Origin of the sequence: Prosthecobacter debontii, from assembly GCF_900167535.1 — a bacterium.
In the GTDB taxonomy this organism is placed as follows: domain Bacteria; phylum Verrucomicrobiota; class Verrucomicrobiia; order Verrucomicrobiales; family Verrucomicrobiaceae; genus Prosthecobacter; species Prosthecobacter debontii.
In genome coordinates this window covers 25,289-41,270 of record NZ_FUYE01000005.1, presented here as the reverse complement: position 1 = coordinate 41,270, position 15,982 = coordinate 25,289, and the positions used below count along the sequence as shown (strand labels likewise).

The window sequence follows — 15,982 nt, the reverse complement described above, 5'->3', positions numbered from 1 at the left end:
TACACCTTTGGTTAAAAAAAGACGGCGATTTTCCAATCACCCACTCAAAGCTGCAAAGAGGGTCTGCATTTCATCCTCCAAATTTGTGTCATCCTCCAGCGTGCCAGAGATCTCCTCCTTCACACACTGGCGCAGGCGCCGCTTGAGCCGATGCAGAGCCACACGGAAAGTCTCCACCGTCATGCTGCACTCGCTGGCGATGGAGGCCTGATCCCCATGCGCGGCCTCCCCCGTCAGCATTGGCCGCACCCGATCAAAGAAAGGCCCTCGTCCCTCGGCGTTCAACTGAAGCCGCAGCGCGTTCAAACTGCGCTCGAGCATGGTCAGCGCCCATTGCCGATCAAAAGCGGCATCGGGGGAGAGCTGGTGCGGATCCGATACTTCCGCCACCTCTGCATCATCCATGCATAGAGGGACGCGTCCCGAACCTCGTTTGAGACTGTGCAGCGCTTCTCGATGTCTTGACAGGAAGTGTTTCACCGCCCCTAACAAATAAGACCGAAAGCGCCCTCGCTCTTGATCCGCCCCTTCGATACGTCCTCCCCGGAGCACTTCGGCAAAAAACGCATGGCTAAGCTCGCGCCCCGCGTCCACGTCTCTCAGTTCGTAGCGGAGATAAGCCAGCACTGGCTCATAATAAGCCTCACAAAGCTCCGCCAAGGCCAACCGCCCTGCCGCAGAGTCCGCCTTAGCCAAACGCACCCGCGTCCATCGCGTGGTAAGAAAAAGCGCCTCATCGCGGTGAGATGGAAGGTCGGTGATCATGAGGCAAGGCTGGAGATTGCCATGGTTTGCTGACGGTTCCCAAGCGAAACATTACACAAAAAATTTCAGACTGAGTCCTAAACCAGATCACATCTGGTATTCAAACAGTCGGCAGAACAGTCCCTGGAGTTTGCGATTCCAGGGGAGCTTGAGGTCTTTGTTTTCCAAGCGCAAGCTACGCTGTTTATCCCGCGCCACCATGTCGAGCTGACGGGCGGCGAAGCTGGCGTCCAATACGTTCAGATTGTTCTCATCATTGATGAAGAACGAGCGCTGATCCAGGTTGGTGGAACCTGCGATGCTGAGGTGATCATCCACGATCACCAACTTGCCATGAGTCATCGTCGGCTGGAATTCATACAGCTCCGCCCCAGCGTCCACCAGTGTGCGCAGATAACGCGTGTTCACGGAGCGTGAGGCCGGGAAATCAATGTGCTTCCCTGGGATGATGATCTGCACATGCACCCCGCGCTTCAGTGCCTCCAGCAGAGCCTGCATGAGCGGTGCATTCGGGATGAAGTAAGCGTGAGCGATCACGATGGACTTCTGCGCCGCACGAAAGGCCAGGAGATAACTGCTGCCTAGCGTATCCCCCAGCTTCTCCGGTGCGCCGAGCGCCACCTGAGCTTTGAGAGCCCCTGAAGGCCTCAGCTCAGGATAGTAGGCAGGCCCCACCAGACGCTTCCCAGCCACTTCCTGCCAGTTATCATTGAAGTTATCCTGGAGTTGCGCCACCACCGGGCCCCGCAGTTCATACTCCGTATCCCGCCAGCGGTGCACACTGTCTGCAAAGCCATCCCAGCAGTAGGCCCAACCGGCCCCGCCCATGTAGCCGACCTGCCCATCCACCACCAGCACCCGGCGGTGGGTGCGGTGGATGTAGCGCCAGGGTAGCAGGACGTTCATGGGCCGATACAGCTTCAGCTCCACCCCCGCGTCACGCATGGCCTGAAGATTGGCCTCGCCGAACTTGGAGCAGCCAAAGGCATCCAGCAGCACATGCACCGGCACGCCTTCCCGCGCTTTTTGGACGAACATCTGGGTGAAGTTGCGCGTGGGTTCACTGTCCACACACACATAGGACTCGAAGGTGATGGAGTGCTGAGCCTCACGCATGCTCTGAAGCATGGCGGGGAAATAGCGCCCGCCATTCTCCAGAGTCTGGATGGCGTTTCCCTCCGTCCAGGGTGTCTTCACCACGCGAGCCAACTCCTGGGCAAAGGCGGGCGTGTCCACCGGAGGCGGTGCCTTGGCCACCTTTTGAAAGCCGACCGCCACACAGGAGTTCAGCAGCAGACAGGTGAGGAGAAAAACGGGAGGTAACAACAGTCTCAGCACAATCGGGGTGACTATGCACGAAGCCGCCATTTCGACGAATAATTTGCCAGGATATCTTAACGCCGACGGCGCATGGCCAGTCCGCCGATACCGACGAGGCACAAGCCCAGGCGATCCGGCTCGGGAATGACGATGCTGTTCATGCCTACGACCAGGGAGTCGTCCCGAAGGAAGACGTAGAGCCCGGCGAGGTCGGACACCACTTCAAACCGACTGGCATCCTCGGCCTCGATGCCCCCGCTGGCGGTGAGCAGGGTCCAGTCATACAGCGCCGGGTTGGTGATGGCCTCGGTGCCACTAACGTAGATTTTGATCTTCTCCTCAGAATCACCAGCCAAGCTCAGGCTTTGAGAAAGCTGGATCGCGGGCGTGGTATCGCCACCCGCAGCATCCAGGGTCACCGCCAATCCACTACCTCCCTCCAAGGTCAAGGTGTCGAGCGTGCTGGTGATGGTGGGCGCGATTTCCAAGACGCCATTGGCTTTCACCACCACAGCTCCGGTGCCAAGAGCGGATGCGTGTTTGATCACCATCCGCGCGGTGAGCGCCGCGTCTCCGCCGATCTCGGTGCCTCCAGTGAAGGTGTTAGCTCCAATGAGGGTCGTCACCCCCGACAGAGCCTGCAGCTTCAGGGCACCGGCCAGGGTGACATGAGCCCCTGCGGCGAGACCCGTCTTGGTCAGGTGGTAGGCACCTGTTTGGTCGCTATGGAAAAGCCTGATCACGCTGCCAGTCTCTGCACTGGTGACCGTGCCCGCAGAGATGATGCCAGGCGCTGCGGGCACAGCCTCTGGCAGCAGGACATCAGCCCCGATATTGAGAGAACCTTTCTCGCCGAGTGTGATCGTGCCTGCGCCGCTGCCCACGTGGACCCGCCCGTTACTCGTGAGGTTGAGTGTGCCTGTGCTCCCGCTCGTGCCGATGTTCAGGCTGGAGGAGGTCTGAAACAAACCGCTGCTCTGCACCGTCAGTGTGCCCGTGCCGTAAATGGGTGCGGGAGCTGGAGCCGTCCCTCCGCCATTCCAATACCCAATATAAACGACATTGGTGCTGATCACTTGGCCCAGGTCCTCCACCAGGATGGTGCCCGTGCCGGCATTCCCCACGTAGATGCTTCCCACATCCCATTTGCTGTTTTCTCCAGAGACCTTCACCAGAGAGGTGCCTTTGACTCGGTTACCATCCTGACCATACCCGGAGAGATAACCGTTGGTCGTTTTCAGGTAGCCGCCATCGGTCACATTCACCGTGCCGTTGCCGCGATGCCCGACCATGAAGGTGCTATTGACGATGACTTGTCCGCCCGTCGTGATGTTCAGCGTGCCCTTCCCTGTGCTGCCTGTGCTGTTTCCCAGCCCCACATGAAAGCCAGCGGAGGCGGTCAACTTGGCCTGATTGCTCACCGTAAAAGTCGCTGTCCCGGATGCTCCTATATGCATCTGGTTAGACCCTGTTTTGATGAACTCCGTGCCGAGCCCATCCAGCAGCACCTCGCTGACGGAGCCGGTGGAACTGCCCAGAGCCACCGCCCCGGAAAGCGTCAAGACGGCTCCAACGGTATCACGCGTGATCTCCAGGCGGCCATTGTTCATGGTCAAGCCCACGATGGATTGGCTGCTGCCCTGGAGCTGGACCGTGCCGCCGTTGCCGATGACGACGGAGGTGGCCGTATCCGGTAGGCCGGAGCTTGGTGCGGAGCCTCCAGTCCAGGTCCACTTAGTGGTATCTAGCCAACTGGCGGTGCCCGTGCCATTCCAGGTGGCGGTCTGCCCCCAGGAGAGTGACGTGGCCGCGAGGCTGACCAGCAGCCCCAGTAAGCAACCATAAGGGAGGTGATTCGTCTTCATAGAGGCGTCGCTCCCCACGAGGTGCCTCAGCGACAGGCCGTGGACTTCCACAACAGCGCAGGTCTGTTTTTGCTGAGAATGCTCCGGGGGAGGCCTACTATTTCAGCACTGCCCGTGCCAGGGGAGGTCCCTGCTCACGGGTCGAGCACAGAAGTATCAAGACCTCTTCCAGCAGCACGCACCCCGGCTCCGAAGGCGGCTGATCACCCGAATCTTCGGAAAAGTTTCGCACTAAAGCGACGAAATCTCAAAAAGACATTTGACACTCCTGCTCCTGAGACTTATTCGCAGCACCCGCAATTGCGACTGATTTTCATCAACAAACGCATTCGGACTCCCGCCACATGAAATCTTCAATGTCCTCCATCCGCTCTCTGCCTCAGGGTCTTGCCTGGACCTCCACGCTGGGCTTCATCGGCAGCCTTGCCGCCCAGACCGCTGCCCCCGCCCCCACCGATGTTCCAGCCGAAGGCAGCATCGAGGAACTGCCGGAAGTGGTCGTCACCGCTGAGACCGAGAAAGTGTATAAAGCTGAGCGCCTGCAGAGCCCAAAATACACAGAGCCTCTTCGTGACATCCCCCAAACCATCACCGTCATTCCAAAAGCAGTGATCGAAGATCGCGGTGCCTTCAGTCTGCGTGATGTGCTCCGTAACACCCCCGGCATCTCCATGCAGGCAGGTGAAGGCGGCGGCGGTCTTCCTGGTGACATGCTGACGATCCGTGGATTCGGTTCTCGGGGTGATATCTACCAAGACGGTGTCCGCGACATTGCCGGATACAACCGAGACCCCTTCAATACGGAACAGGTCGAAATTGCCAAGGGACCTTCCTCCACCACATCGGGCCGCGGCTCCACGGGTGGCTCTGTGAACTTGAGCACCAAGCTGGCTAACCAAGAGCGCGGCGGCAACTTCTCTCAATCCTTCGGTACCGACAATCTGTATCGCAGCACGCTGGACTACAATCAGCCACTGTCTGAGCACTCCGCTCTACGCGTCAACGCCATGTATCACTCAGCAGATACCCCTGGACGCGATATCGTCAATCAAGAGCGTTATGGCATCGCTGCTTCCTTGGCTTTTGGTTTGGGCACAGACACTCGTCTCTTCTTGAACTACCAACACATGACGGAAAACAACATCCCTGATTATGGTATCCCTTGGGTTCCGGCCACCAAAACGGGGACCTTGGCTGACTCGCGAAATGAAGCGCCTCCCGTCGATTTCGACAGTTTTTATGGTCGTGAGGTCACAGACTTCGAAGACATCCAAAGTGATCTCATCACGAGTATTTTGGAACACGATTTTTCAGAACACCTCAAATTGCGCAACGTGCTGCGTTACAGCCGTACTTACCGCCACTCCAATATTACGGCACCTCGGTTTGTCAGTAGCACTGACGCAACGACGACTCTGAATCGCCAGCAACAACACCGTGAGCAGACCCAAGAAATTCTGTCCAATCAGACAAACCTGATCGCAGAGTTTGACACGGGACCTCTGCTTAAACATGCATTGGTGGCGGGCATGGAAATCTCTTGGGAGCGCCAGATGAACGCCAACGCTTCGACGCTTGCCGCTGATCAGCCCCTGAGCCGAACGGATCTTTTTGACCCGAATCGGAACGATGGACACAAAGCACGCCCTGTGCTGCCTGGCGGTGCCGAGGCGCATCTCGACACCATCTCCTTCTACGTCTTCGATACCATCAACATCGGTAAACATTTCGAACTCGGTGGTGGCGTCCGTTATGATCACCTGGAGGCTGAGGCACGTGGGCCAGGAGGAACGGCAGGTTTCAGCAACACCGATGATCTGTTTAGCTGGAAAGCAAGCCTCGTGTATAAGCCCGTGGAATACGGAAGCATCTACTTCGGCTACGGCACATCCTTCAACCCCTCGATTGACACCAACACTGGTCTGGGCCTGAGCGCAGCTCAATCCACTCTAGACCCCGAAGAAAACCGCAGCTACGAACTGGGCACCAAATGGGAACTGCTGGATGAACGCCTGCTGCTCACCGCGGCCCTCTTCCGCACGGAAAAAACCAATGCACGCACGACCGACATTGCTGGTGACACCGTACTTGCGGGTAACCAAGTCGTGAATGGCATTGAATTTGGCATCTCTGGCCAGATCACCAAAAACTGGAACATCATTGCAGGCTATGCCTACATGGAGAGCGAAGTTGAAGAGTCTGGCAATGCCGCTGAACTGGGTCAATCTTTGGGCAACACTCCGGACCATAGCTTCAACATCTGGACCACTTATAACTTACCCTTCCGCGTGCAGATCGGTTTCGGTGCCCAGTATGTGGGTGATCGCCAGAATGGAAATTCCAACACCTCCCGAACAGCTCCAGCTTATTGGACTTGTGACGCGATGCTGAACTACGAAGTGAACGATAAGTTCAACGTCCGCCTGAATGTTTATAACATCGCTGACGAACGCTACATCGACCGCGTAGGTGGTGGCCACTTCATTCCGGGTGCTGGGCGCTCCGCAGCAATCACAGCGACCTATAAGTTCTAATTTCTCTCCACCGTGACCTGCCGGGGGTGACGATACGCGAGTGCGTATTCTGTCGCCCCCGGTTTCTCGCTTTCAGACCCCGTTAGTCCTGTTACACTCCTCGTTATGCTCCTCACTCTCCCAGACGTCCTTACCCCGGAACAAACGGCTCAGGCCCGCCAGATCCTGGATGCGGCGGACTGGGTGGATGGTAAAGGCACAACCGGCTATCAATCCGCCAAGGCCAAGGACAACATGCAACTGCCCTTTGAGAGCCCGGCGGCCCGTGAAGTGGGAGACATGATCCTGAAAGCCCTCGCCACGAATCCTCTCTTCCAGGCCTCGGCTCTGCCACTCCACATCATGCCGCCGATGTTCAATCGCTACGCAGGTGGGCAATCCTTTGGCACCCATGTGGACAATGCCATCCGCCATATCCATGGCACTGGAATGCGCATCCGCACAGACCTCAGCATGACGCTGTTTTTCTCGGATCCAGAGGAATACGATGGCGGTGAACTGTGCATCGAGGACACCTACGGCGTGCAGAGCGTGAAGCTACCGCGCGGGCACATGGTGCTTTATCCCTCCACCAGCCTGCATCACGTCACCCCTGTCACTCGCGGTGCCCGTGTCTCCGCATTCTTCTGGCTGCAGAGCATGATCCGGGACAATGGACAGCGCGCCATGCTCTTTGACCTGGACCTTTCCATCCAGAGGCTGGCTCATGAACTGGCGGGGAATGAAGTCGCCGAAAAAACAGGCGTGCAACTCACCGGTGTGTATCACAATCTGCTCCGCCAATGGGCTGAAATGTAGTCACCACCCCCTCTCTTGAAGCCCTCTTGATCTTCCAAAAGAATCCCTGAGCTTTCCGCAACTCCCCTGCCTGAGCGGGGTTCTGTTCGCTTCTTTTATCCCTGGTTTTTTCTCAATGCATCTCACCTTTCACCGCAGCATTTTCTGGGCTCATCTCATTGCCGGCATCGTGGCTGGCCTCATCATCCTCTCCATGGCTATCAGCGGTTTCATGATCTCCTACGAGGTGCAGATCATGGAGTGGGCCAATCGTGACCTGCGGGTGGCTGTCCCTGAAGGCGGTGCCACACCGCTGGACATCGAAAGCCTGCTGACTCAGGTGCAGAAGCAGAAGCCTGATCTGCAACCCACCGGCTACACCTGGAAGGCAGATCCCGCAGCTCCAGTCACCCTCTCCATGGGGCGTGAGGGCACTTACTTTGCCAACCCCTACACCGGCGAGTTTCTTGGTGAGGGTGATCACACCTGGCATGACTTCTTTCATACCGTCACCGACTGGCATCGCTTTCTCAGCGGCACCGGCCTGGAGCGTGAAGTGGGTAAGGCCATCACCGGTGCTGGCACCCTCGTCTTTGGAGTCTTGCTCCTCAGTGGCATCTATCTCTGGTGGCCGAAGCACTGGCGTTGGACGAATGTAAAGGCCGTGCTGCTTTTCAATCGCAAGCTCAAAGGCCGCGCCCGCGACTGGAACTGGCACAACGTCGTGGGTTTCTGGACCGCCTTCCCCATGATCTTCATCATCCTGACCGGATTGATCATCTCCTACTCCTGGGCCAACAACCTGCTCTTCCGCGCCACCGGCAACGAACCACCACCGCCCCGTAATCGTCCCGCCGGAGGCCCTAGCGGACCTGGAGGCAACATGGCTCAAGCTGGTGGTCCTCGCGGTGAAGGCGGCCCTCGTGGTGAGCGTCCCTCCCCTCCTCCCCCCTCGTTGGCAGGCTTGGCCCCTTTGCTGACTCAAGTTCGTCAGGACACTCCCGGCTGGCAGAGTCTCAGCCTGCGCATGCCTCAGCAGCCAGGGGCCGCGTTTCCCGTGATGGTGGATCGAGGTGGACGCGGCCAAGTGCATCTGCGCACCATGCTCAACCTGGACACCACCCAACAAAAAGTGCTTCCAAGCCCAGACGACATCACTCAGCAGAATCTCGGGCGGCGCCTGCGCATGTATTCCCGCTACCTGCATACCGGAGAGCTATTTGGCGTGGTGGGTCAAACCATCGCTGCCCTATGCACCCTCGCCGCTACCATGCTGGTGTGGACAGGCTTTGCCTTGGCCTGGCGTAGATTCTTTGGACGCTCGAAGAAAACCGCATCGGCCGAGACCTAGACCCATTCACAAGCAGCCAATCAAACGACAAAAAAAACTCACCGGGAGGCAATTGCCCTCCAGCAAGGATCGTGTTGTATGCTACACACGATCCTTTTGCATTTCTAGCCCCTCCTGTTCCCGACCTGCCCATGCCTGCTCCCTCTCTGATCTCCATCGTGATGCCCGCTTACAACGCCGTGGCCACCCTGAGAGAATCGGTTCAGTCCGTGCAGGCCCAGACCTATCCCACCTGGGAATTACTGCTGGTGGTGGATCGCAACTCCAAGGATGAAACCCTGACCATGGCGGAAGCCTTGGCCGCTGAAGATCCACGCATCCGAGTGATCCAAGGACTGCCTGAAGGCGGCTGTGTCTTCAACCGGAACCATGCCCTCAAAACCGCAACAGGAGACTTCATCGCGTTCCTCGATAGCGATGATCTCTGGCTGCCTGAAAAGCTGGAGAAGCAACTCGCTCTCATGGAAACCACGGGCTGCCATCTCGCTTACACGGGTTATCGTCAGATCGATTGGCAAGGTCGTCCGCTTCCCACCATCATTCGCCCACCGGAAAAGCTGACCCATGCGGACCTGCTGCGAGATAACCTCCTCGGCTGTCTCACGGCCATGTTTCGCCGCTCCGCATTTCCTGCGGTGCAGTTCGTCGAGTTCCTGCACGAGGACTACATCCTCTGGCTTCAGCTCCTGCGTCAGACCACGGCTCACGGAGTGCCTGAGGTGCTGGCCCACTATCGGGTCGCCCCCACCAGCCGCTCCGGAAATAAAGTCAAAGCCGCCATCGCCCGCTGGCGCATCCTGCGTGAGTTTGAGCATCTGCCCCTCACCCGCGCTGTCCCCGCTTATCTGCATTATGTGAGCAGCGCCTTGCTCAAACGAGCGCCGACGGTCAGTTCCAATCAGTGATCTATGCGGATTCATTTGCTCAGTGATTTGCACCGTGAGTTTGGCCCCACGGATATCCCTGCGGTGGACTGTGATTTAATCATTCTGGCAGGTGATATTTCCACCAAGCAATCCGCTTTGCCATGGATTCAAGACTTCAGCCGTGGCATTCCCACCGTTTACATCTGCGGTAACCATGAGTTTTACGGAGACAAGCTCCCACGGGTAACGGAGCGCCTCAACGACGCCACTCAGGGCACAAACATTCATGTGCTCGAAAACGACAGTTTCGAAATCCAAGGTTGGCACATCTATGCCTGCACCCTTTGGACAAATCTGGCACTCCAAGGAGCTTGGGAAAATGGCGCTATCGAAGCCCAACTCCAGATGAATGACTATAAACGAGTCCGGCTATCCAACCACAGTTATAGAAAGCTATCGCCTCGAGACACACGCGCCATTCATCTGGAATCCGTTCGTCGTCTCGAAGACTTTCTACAGAGGCACGACCCTCGAAAAACTATCGTCGTCACTCATCACGCCCCCTCTGCAAAATCGCTGCCGATTCACCGACGAGATGAAGCCATCAGTTGTGCTTATGCCTCGCATTTGGATGAATTCATCCTCACGCATCAACCCAAGCTTTGGGTGCATGGACACATTCACCATAGCCAGGATTACAAGATCGGTGAAACACGCATCGTCGCCAATCCACAGGGCTACCCCGACTCTCCGAATCCCCATTTTCAAGCGGATCTCACGATTGAGCTTTAACGCTCAAACGAATGTCTCTAGTCTTGCAAACTTCATCTGACATTTATGAAGCGCCTCCTCATCATCGCTTTCCTCACCTTCGTGATTGGTGGAGCAGGACTGGCGTTCTATGTGTGGCGAAAAACTCGGATCGCCAGCCCGCACATTGCGGTTATGGGTGGGCAATCGCTGTCGATTCGCCTGCCAGTAGCGGGAAAGCACTTCCTGCAGAACGATCCCCGTTGGGCAGCGGAGAAGATCGGAGGCTCGGGTGAGACCATCAAAGGCGTCGGCTGTGCCATGTGCAGCGTCGCCAGTGCCGCGCAGTATCTCGGGGAGACGACGGACCCAAGGACCTTCAACCGCGACTTGATCCAGGCAGGTGGTTATACCGAACGCGGCTGGTTAGTCTGGTCAGCGGTGAGCCAAGTCTTCGAAAAACGCCTGGAGGTGGACGTCACAGGCTCTCCCACCCACACCGCGCTCGATCAGGCTCTGAAGCAGGGGCACTACCCCGTCGTGAAGTTCTTTCTGCCCATGGGGATTCCGCATTGGGCCGTGGTGGTGGGTAAAGAAGGGCTGGAATATCTGGTTTACGATCCTCTGCTGGCCAGTTCAGACCCGACGCCGCTCTCAAAACGGGCCTCTGGCATCTACTCCGTCAGGATTGTGAAAAAGCGCCCCTGAATTGGCCTAACCAGCCCGTTCACTTCTAACAAAAATTGCATTATCTGACTTGCCTACGGAAGTCTTACCATGCAGTATCGGCACCTGTCCTCAGTGAATTATGAGTGCCAACACCATCGCATTCCTGAACTTTAAAGGCGGAGTGGGTAAAACCGCCACGGCTGTCAATATCGGAGCTGCCTTGGCCCATTATCAGAAGCAGCGCGTGCTGATCGTGGACCTCGATCCCCAGTGCAACGCCAGCTTCTGGCTCATGCCGCCTGCGGATTGGAAAGCCCATGTGGACGGTGGAAAAAACTCCACTTACCAGATTTTCCAGGATCAAATCATGGGCACACACCGGTTTGATTTTGAGAAGGCTGTTGTTAGAGCTGTGCCTCGGAAGGGCGGCATTTCTCAGATTTCACGCCTGGATATTCTACCTGCCGCTGTGGAGTTGATCACGATTGAAGATCGGATTCATCAGAACAAATACGCACGTTTCTTTGAGTTCCTCCATCAAGCCTTGAAACCCTACTACAAGGAATACGATTACATCTTCTTCGACTGCCCACCGAATGTTTATTCCATCTCGAAGAACGCCCTGTATGCAGCGGAAAACTGTGTCGTGCCCTACGTGCCTGACTTTCTCTCACTCTCAGGCTTTCAGCTCTTGGCCCAACAGATTGAGCAATTCAATGATCGTATCAGCGGCTTCAAGGGCATCCGCAGGAGGGCTTCCATCGTGGCCTTGCTAGCCAGTCACTACAAACCAAGTAAGGCACATGACCAAGGACTGAATGAGCTCGAAATCACCCTACATCGACTGAAAGCGGAGGGTCTCACGCATCATGACGCTAAGCTTTTACTCCCGCCCATTCGTCACTTAGCGGATGTTGCAGAATCCACCAACGAGCACATGCCCGTGATCCTCCACAATCCCACCGGACGCGGAGCTGACGATTACAGCCAAATTGCCAAGGCCTTTCACTCGCATTTCCAATCTCTTTAAAACGACTTCCCCTCCCCCACCATGAACGAACTTGTCCAACGTTTGCGCGCGCTGGCTGCGAGCCTGGAGAAAAATGTCCGGGATCTCGACAACGCGGCTTTTGTCAAGAAAGCCGCAGCCTTCAACAAGAGCCTAACCACCTTTGAAAAAGTCACGGCTGAAGCGATCAGCGGTTTGGCTCCTGGACTATCGGATTTAGACAAAATCTTCTCCGGCCCAGACAGCAAACTGCTGAAGGAGCCCGAGATGAAAAAGCTATTTCAAAACGTGTTAGGCAGCAAGCCCCCCGCCGATGCCAAAGCCGGAGCCATGCGGACCAAGTTCCTCAAAGACGTGAAAGCACAAGGTCTGGGGGAACAAGCCCTGCCAGCCGTCACAGGGGTGGTGAATAAAGCCCGGGCCGCCGCTGTTCCTCTTCCTAGAGATAAACAAGCGCGCCAGGACGAGCTGCTTCGCCTGGGCAAGTTGGATGAGGAGTCCTTCGTTGAGGAAATGGACAGTCGTTACAAAAGGGATACTGCCCTCAAGTCCCTGGCTAGAGACAACGGCATGAAACTTCCTAAAGACGTTCAGCGAGCCTGGCTGATCCGCGAGATTCACAAAGCCGCCGTCCGTGTCGCCGGGCACCAGATCACCTGAGGGCCTCGCCCCCCTCCCTTTTCCCCTCATTCCCATGTCGAAAACCGCTCTGGAAATCCTCCGCTACACGCGCACGGAAGCCTGGGTGGAGGATCTGCTGTTTGCGCATCCCGAGCTGCTCGCCCCCGGTCTTCCTGTTCCTCAGCGGCAATACATTTTGCGGCCCACCAGCTATCGCGTGGATCTGCTTTTTGAAGACGAGACTCAGACCACGTTGGTCGAAATCAAGAAAGGCACGGTGGACCTCGCCACGCTGGAGCAGGTGCGGCGCTATCGTGGACTGCTCCAAAAGCCAGGCCGCCGGTTTCGCGCTTACGTGGTGGGTGCCGGGATCAGCGCCGAGGCTGCCAAGTCGTTAGGCCGCACGGGAGGCCGTCTTCAATACCGCCAGATAGGGCGCGACATTCCCCGGGAGGTGGTGCTCTGTCGTCCCTGCCGAATGGCCCGCGATTACCGCCTGTCCTCGTGTCCCTACTGCGGTGGACGCGAGAACTTGGTCTGAAGAATTTCTGCAAGGTCGCTTGGCATGACATCGTTTCGGGCGGCGTAAGCAATTTAAAACCACCCTCATGAACCCCACCTCCACCCCCTTTGGCCGTCGCCAGTTTGTCACTGGTGCCGCGAAGACCTTTCTAGGTGTCACGGCACTGAGCCAGCTCAGTTCCAAGGCTTTTGGCATCGCAGGTGAGAACACCAGCCCGCTGAAGCAGGTGCCCACCGCCCGCAACGTCATCTACCTCTACATGACCGGCGGTATGAGCCACCTGGACACCTGGGATCCGAAACCTGATAACTCGGATGTGATGGGCCTGACCAAAGCCATCAAAACCAAAGTGGACGGCATTCGCCTCAGCGAGAACATCCCGCTTCTGGCCCGCCAAGCCGACAAGCTGGCCATCATCCGTGGCATGACTTCCAATCAAGGGGCTCATGAGCAGGGCAACTACTTCATGCACACCAGCTACACGCTGCGCAGCAGCATCCGCCACCCCTCCATGGGTGCGTGGCTGCAGAAGTTCCAGGATCGTGGCAATCCCACCCTTCCAGGCAGTGTGATGATCGGTAACGATAGCCGCCATCCAGGGGCCGGTTTCTTCGAGTCCCGCTTCGCTCCGCTCATGATCAATGATCCTGAAAGCGGCATCAACAACGTGCGTCCGCTGGATTGGTTCACCGAAGATCGTTTCAGCAGCCGCCTGAACGTGGCCAAGCAGCTCGACAAAAAATTCGCCTCGACCTACGACGTCAAAAACGTGCGCGCCTACAGCGACATGTATGACGATGCGGTGAAGATGATGAAGAGCGAGGAACTGAAAGCCTTCGATCTGGACGCAGAGCCCGCCGCGTTGCGTGAGAAGTATGGTCGCGATCGTTTCGGTCAGGGCTGCCTCCTTGCTCGCCGCCTCGTGGAGCACGGCGTCCGCCATGTCGAGGTCAGCTTTGGCAATTGGGATACCCACAACGCCAACTTCACCCGCGTGCCTGAGCTGTGCGATGAACTGGACTCCGCCATGAGCACCCTCATCAGTGATCTCGATGCCCGTGGCATGCTCAATGAAACCCTCATTGTGCTGGCCACCGAATTTGGCCGCACGCCGGAGATCAATGCCAACGATGGCCGCGATCACCACCCGTCAGGCTTTAGCTGTGTGTTGGCCGGTGGCGGTATCCGAGGTGGTCAGGTCTATGGCGCCACCGATGAAAACGGCGACAAAGTCGTCGAGGGAGCCACCAACATCCCTGACCTGAACGCCACCATCGGTTATGCCCTCGGCCTACCGCTGGATCAGGTGCTCTACTCATCCACCAAGCGCCCCTTCACCATCGCTGACAAGGGCAAGCCGCTGACACAACTTTTTGGTTAGGCGATTGTCTTGATGAGGCTTCGACGGCAGGAGAGCTTCGGTTCTCCTGCCGTTTTTGTTTTATTTCCGTGAACAAGCCTCCAAAAGATGCTCATAAACCTGCGTGGCTGGCACGGCACCAGCACGCGGCAAATGCGGCAAGTGACCGATGAGCACCGGCCAGTCCTCGACATCCTCAGGCACGCGCCCGTGACTACCTTTCACCAGCGTGGCATCGAGCGGGATCACATCCATCTTCATGCGGAAGCCCGCCAATTTCTTGGCCAGCTTCATGCCGACCTTCAGTTTGGGATATCTTAAAGCCGGATCGACAAAAAGCTCCACCGGATCATACCCACATTTCCGATGGATATCCACACAGCGGGCAAACTCCGGAGCCTTGGCATCATCAAACCAGTGATAGTAGGTGAACCAACTGCGAGCGTCCGCCACAGCGATCAGATCACCGCTCCGTTCATGATTCAGCCCCAGGTAATGTTTCTCCACCTTACCCAAGACCTGCTGCACCCCCGGCGTCTGCTCCAGCACGGACTTCACCTCTGCCAGGATACTTTCATCGTTCACGTAGATGTGGGCGAGCTGATGATCGGCAATGGCAAAGGCCCGACTGCCCCCCAGATCCAAGGTCTCTGTGCCCAGCTCATCCTTGATGGATAACCAATGATGCTCGCGGAACACCCGATTCAGATGCACCGGCTGATCCACATCGGTGATTCCGTATTCAGAGAGCAGGATCACCTGAATTTGGCGGCGCTCGTAAAACTTGATCAAGTCTCCTACCACCTCATCGATCTGCTGTAAATCACCCTCGATTTTTGGCATGTCCAGACCGACGCGCTGGAGATTGTAATCCAGATGCGGCAGATACACGAGGCTGAGAGTGGGCCAGTGCTTTTCCTCAATCCACTTAGCACTTGCTGCAATCCATTGACTGGACTCGATACCCGAGGCCGGGCCCCAGAAGTGCATGAAGGGGAAAGCCCCCAATTCCTTTTTCACCCGATCACGCATCCCCATGGGCTGCGTATGGATGTCGAAGATCTTGCCTCCATCCGAAAGATACAGCGGCCGCGGGGTGATGGCGTAGTCCGCCGTGGAGTGCATGTTAAACCACCAGAAGACCTTGGCGCAGGTGAAGTCCCGATCCTGTTTGCGCATCACATCCCAGAGCTTTTCGCATTGAATGAGCTGCTCGGGTTGCTTCCAAAATCGATGCTCTGCGTAATCACGATCATACCAGCCATTGGCCACGATGCCGTGATCCCGGGGTAGCTTCCCCGTCACATACGTCGCCTGAGCGGTGCAGGTGACAGCAGGCACCACCGGCTCCACCAAGCCCAGACGATTGCGCTCCACAAAGGCTCGGATGTTTGGCGTGTGCTCACCGATCAGACGGCGAGTCAAACCAACGACATTGAGAATGGCTGTGCGAGGCATGGGGGGAAGGAACGGTGTTCAGTGATCAGTTTCAGTCTTCAGGACATCACAGGCTTTGGCAATGAACTTCACACTCGCCGCATAAACTGAACACTGAACACTGAACACTGAACA

General features: G+C 57.0%; 14 protein-coding genes. 10 read left to right on the top strand and 4 right to left on the bottom strand.

Going from position 1 to position 15,982, the window contains the following annotated elements; translation table 11 throughout:
* Positions 1-36 precede the first annotated feature (36 nt).
* The 3 genes from B5D61_RS08870 to B5D61_RS08860 all read right to left on the bottom strand — a co-directional run bounded on the left by B5D61_RS08870 (position 37) and on the right by B5D61_RS08860 (position 3,950).
* Positions 37-765 (bottom strand): RNA polymerase sigma factor, encoded by a 729-nt coding sequence (locus tag B5D61_RS08870; protein WP_078812988.1) that lies wholly within the window; start codon positions 763-765, stop codon positions 37-39.
* 87 nt (positions 766-852) lie between these two features.
* Entirely contained in the window at positions 853-2,103 is a 1,251-nt protein-coding gene (locus tag B5D61_RS08865) for a phospholipase D-like domain-containing protein (RefSeq protein ID WP_176159318.1), read from the bottom strand.
* Between the two features lie 56 nt (positions 2,104-2,159).
* The gene (locus B5D61_RS08860; RefSeq protein ID WP_078812986.1) at positions 2,160-3,950 is read right to left on the bottom strand and encodes a hypothetical protein; all 1,791 of its coding nucleotides are present in this window, start codon (positions 3,948-3,950) and stop codon (positions 2,160-2,162) included.
* Positions 3,951-4,306: 356 nt separating this feature from the next.
* Between B5D61_RS08860 and B5D61_RS08855 the strand changes: the two genes are divergently transcribed.
* The 10 genes from B5D61_RS08855 (at position 4,307) to B5D61_RS08810 (ending at position 14,431) form a co-directional block, all read left to right on the top strand.
* Complete coding sequence (locus tag B5D61_RS08855; RefSeq protein WP_176159317.1) at positions 4,307-6,484, top strand: TonB-dependent receptor; 2,178 nt, start codon at positions 4,307-4,309, stop codon at positions 6,482-6,484.
* A 105-nt stretch (positions 6,485-6,589) separates the two neighbouring features.
* Complete coding sequence (locus B5D61_RS08850; RefSeq protein ID WP_078812984.1) at positions 6,590-7,282, top strand: Fe2+-dependent dioxygenase; 693 nt, start codon at positions 6,590-6,592, stop codon at positions 7,280-7,282.
* Positions 7,283-7,397: 115 nt separating this feature from the next.
* On the top strand, positions 7,398-8,612 hold the full coding sequence (locus B5D61_RS08845) for a PepSY-associated TM helix domain-containing protein (RefSeq protein ID WP_078812983.1): 1,215 nt from the start codon (positions 7,398-7,400) through the stop codon (positions 8,610-8,612).
* A gap of 131 nt (positions 8,613-8,743) precedes the next feature.
* Entirely contained in the window at positions 8,744-9,517 is a 774-nt protein-coding gene (locus B5D61_RS08840) for a glycosyltransferase family 2 protein (protein ID WP_078812982.1), read from the top strand.
* A gap of 3 nt (positions 9,518-9,520) precedes the next feature.
* The gene (locus B5D61_RS08835) at positions 9,521-10,270 is read left to right on the top strand and encodes a metallophosphoesterase family protein (RefSeq protein ID WP_078812981.1); all 750 of its coding nucleotides are present in this window, start codon (positions 9,521-9,523) and stop codon (positions 10,268-10,270) included.
* Positions 10,271-10,315: 45 nt separating this feature from the next.
* Positions 10,316-10,936 (top strand): hypothetical protein, encoded by a 621-nt coding sequence (locus tag B5D61_RS08830; RefSeq protein WP_078812980.1) that lies wholly within the window; start codon positions 10,316-10,318, stop codon positions 10,934-10,936.
* Between the two features lie 100 nt (positions 10,937-11,036).
* Positions 11,037-11,927 carry a ParA family protein gene (locus B5D61_RS08825; protein WP_078812979.1) on the top strand — a complete coding sequence of 297 codons (891 nt, stop codon included), beginning with the start codon at positions 11,037-11,039 and terminating at the stop codon, positions 11,925-11,927.
* Between the two features lie 21 nt (positions 11,928-11,948).
* Complete coding sequence (locus B5D61_RS08820) at positions 11,949-12,566, top strand: hypothetical protein (protein ID WP_078812978.1); 618 nt, start codon at positions 11,949-11,951, stop codon at positions 12,564-12,566.
* A 34-nt stretch (positions 12,567-12,600) separates the two neighbouring features.
* Entirely contained in the window at positions 12,601-13,068 is a 468-nt protein-coding gene (locus B5D61_RS08815; protein ID WP_078812977.1) for an endonuclease NucS domain-containing protein, read from the top strand.
* A gap of 67 nt (positions 13,069-13,135) precedes the next feature.
* Positions 13,136-14,431 carry a DUF1501 domain-containing protein gene (locus B5D61_RS08810; protein ID WP_078812976.1) on the top strand — a complete coding sequence of 432 codons (1,296 nt, stop codon included), beginning with the start codon at positions 13,136-13,138 and terminating at the stop codon, positions 14,429-14,431.
* 60 nt (positions 14,432-14,491) lie between these two features.
* Here the strand turns inward: B5D61_RS08810 and B5D61_RS08805 are convergent, their stop codons facing one another.
* A complete protein-coding gene (locus tag B5D61_RS08805) occupies positions 14,492-15,868 on the bottom strand; it encodes an alkaline phosphatase family protein (protein WP_078812975.1) in 1,377 nt (458 codons plus the stop codon).
* Between the last annotated feature and the right edge of the window lie 114 nt (positions 15,869-15,982).

What these genes read in the sequence shown, in the direction of transcription:
- B5D61_RS08840 (WP_078812982.1), top strand. Translation starts at nt 8,744, where the DNA reads ATGCCTGCTCCCTCTCTGATCTCCATCGTGATGCCCGCTTACAACGCC.
- B5D61_RS08845 (WP_078812983.1), top strand. Translation starts at nt 7,398, where the DNA reads ATGCATCTCACCTTTCACCGCAGCATTTTCTGGGCTCATCTCATTGCC.
- B5D61_RS08860 (WP_078812986.1), bottom strand. Translation starts at nt 3,950, where the DNA reads ATGAAGACGAATCACCTCCCTTATGGTTGCTTACTGGGGCTGCTGGTC.
- B5D61_RS08810 (WP_078812976.1), top strand. Translation starts at nt 13,136, where the DNA reads ATGAACCCCACCTCCACCCCCTTTGGCCGTCGCCAGTTTGTCACTGGT.
- B5D61_RS08815 (WP_078812977.1), top strand. Translation starts at nt 12,601, where the DNA reads ATGTCGAAAACCGCTCTGGAAATCCTCCGCTACACGCGCACGGAAGCC.
- B5D61_RS08870 (WP_078812988.1), bottom strand. Translation starts at nt 765, where the DNA reads ATGATCACCGACCTTCCATCTCACCGCGATGAGGCGCTTTTTCTTACC.
- B5D61_RS08850 (WP_078812984.1), top strand. Translation starts at nt 6,590, where the DNA reads ATGCTCCTCACTCTCCCAGACGTCCTTACCCCGGAACAAACGGCTCAG.
- B5D61_RS08805 (WP_078812975.1), bottom strand. Translation starts at nt 15,868, where the DNA reads ATGCCTCGCACAGCCATTCTCAATGTCGTTGGTTTGACTCGCCGTCTG.
- B5D61_RS08835 (WP_078812981.1), top strand. Translation starts at nt 9,521, where the DNA reads ATGCGGATTCATTTGCTCAGTGATTTGCACCGTGAGTTTGGCCCCACG.
- B5D61_RS08830 (WP_078812980.1), top strand. Translation starts at nt 10,316, where the DNA reads ATGAAGCGCCTCCTCATCATCGCTTTCCTCACCTTCGTGATTGGTGGA.
- B5D61_RS08825 (WP_078812979.1), top strand. Translation starts at nt 11,037, where the DNA reads ATGAGTGCCAACACCATCGCATTCCTGAACTTTAAAGGCGGAGTGGGT.
- B5D61_RS08820 (WP_078812978.1), top strand. Translation starts at nt 11,949, where the DNA reads ATGAACGAACTTGTCCAACGTTTGCGCGCGCTGGCTGCGAGCCTGGAG.
- B5D61_RS08855 (WP_176159317.1), top strand. Translation starts at nt 4,307, where the DNA reads ATGTCCTCCATCCGCTCTCTGCCTCAGGGTCTTGCCTGGACCTCCACG.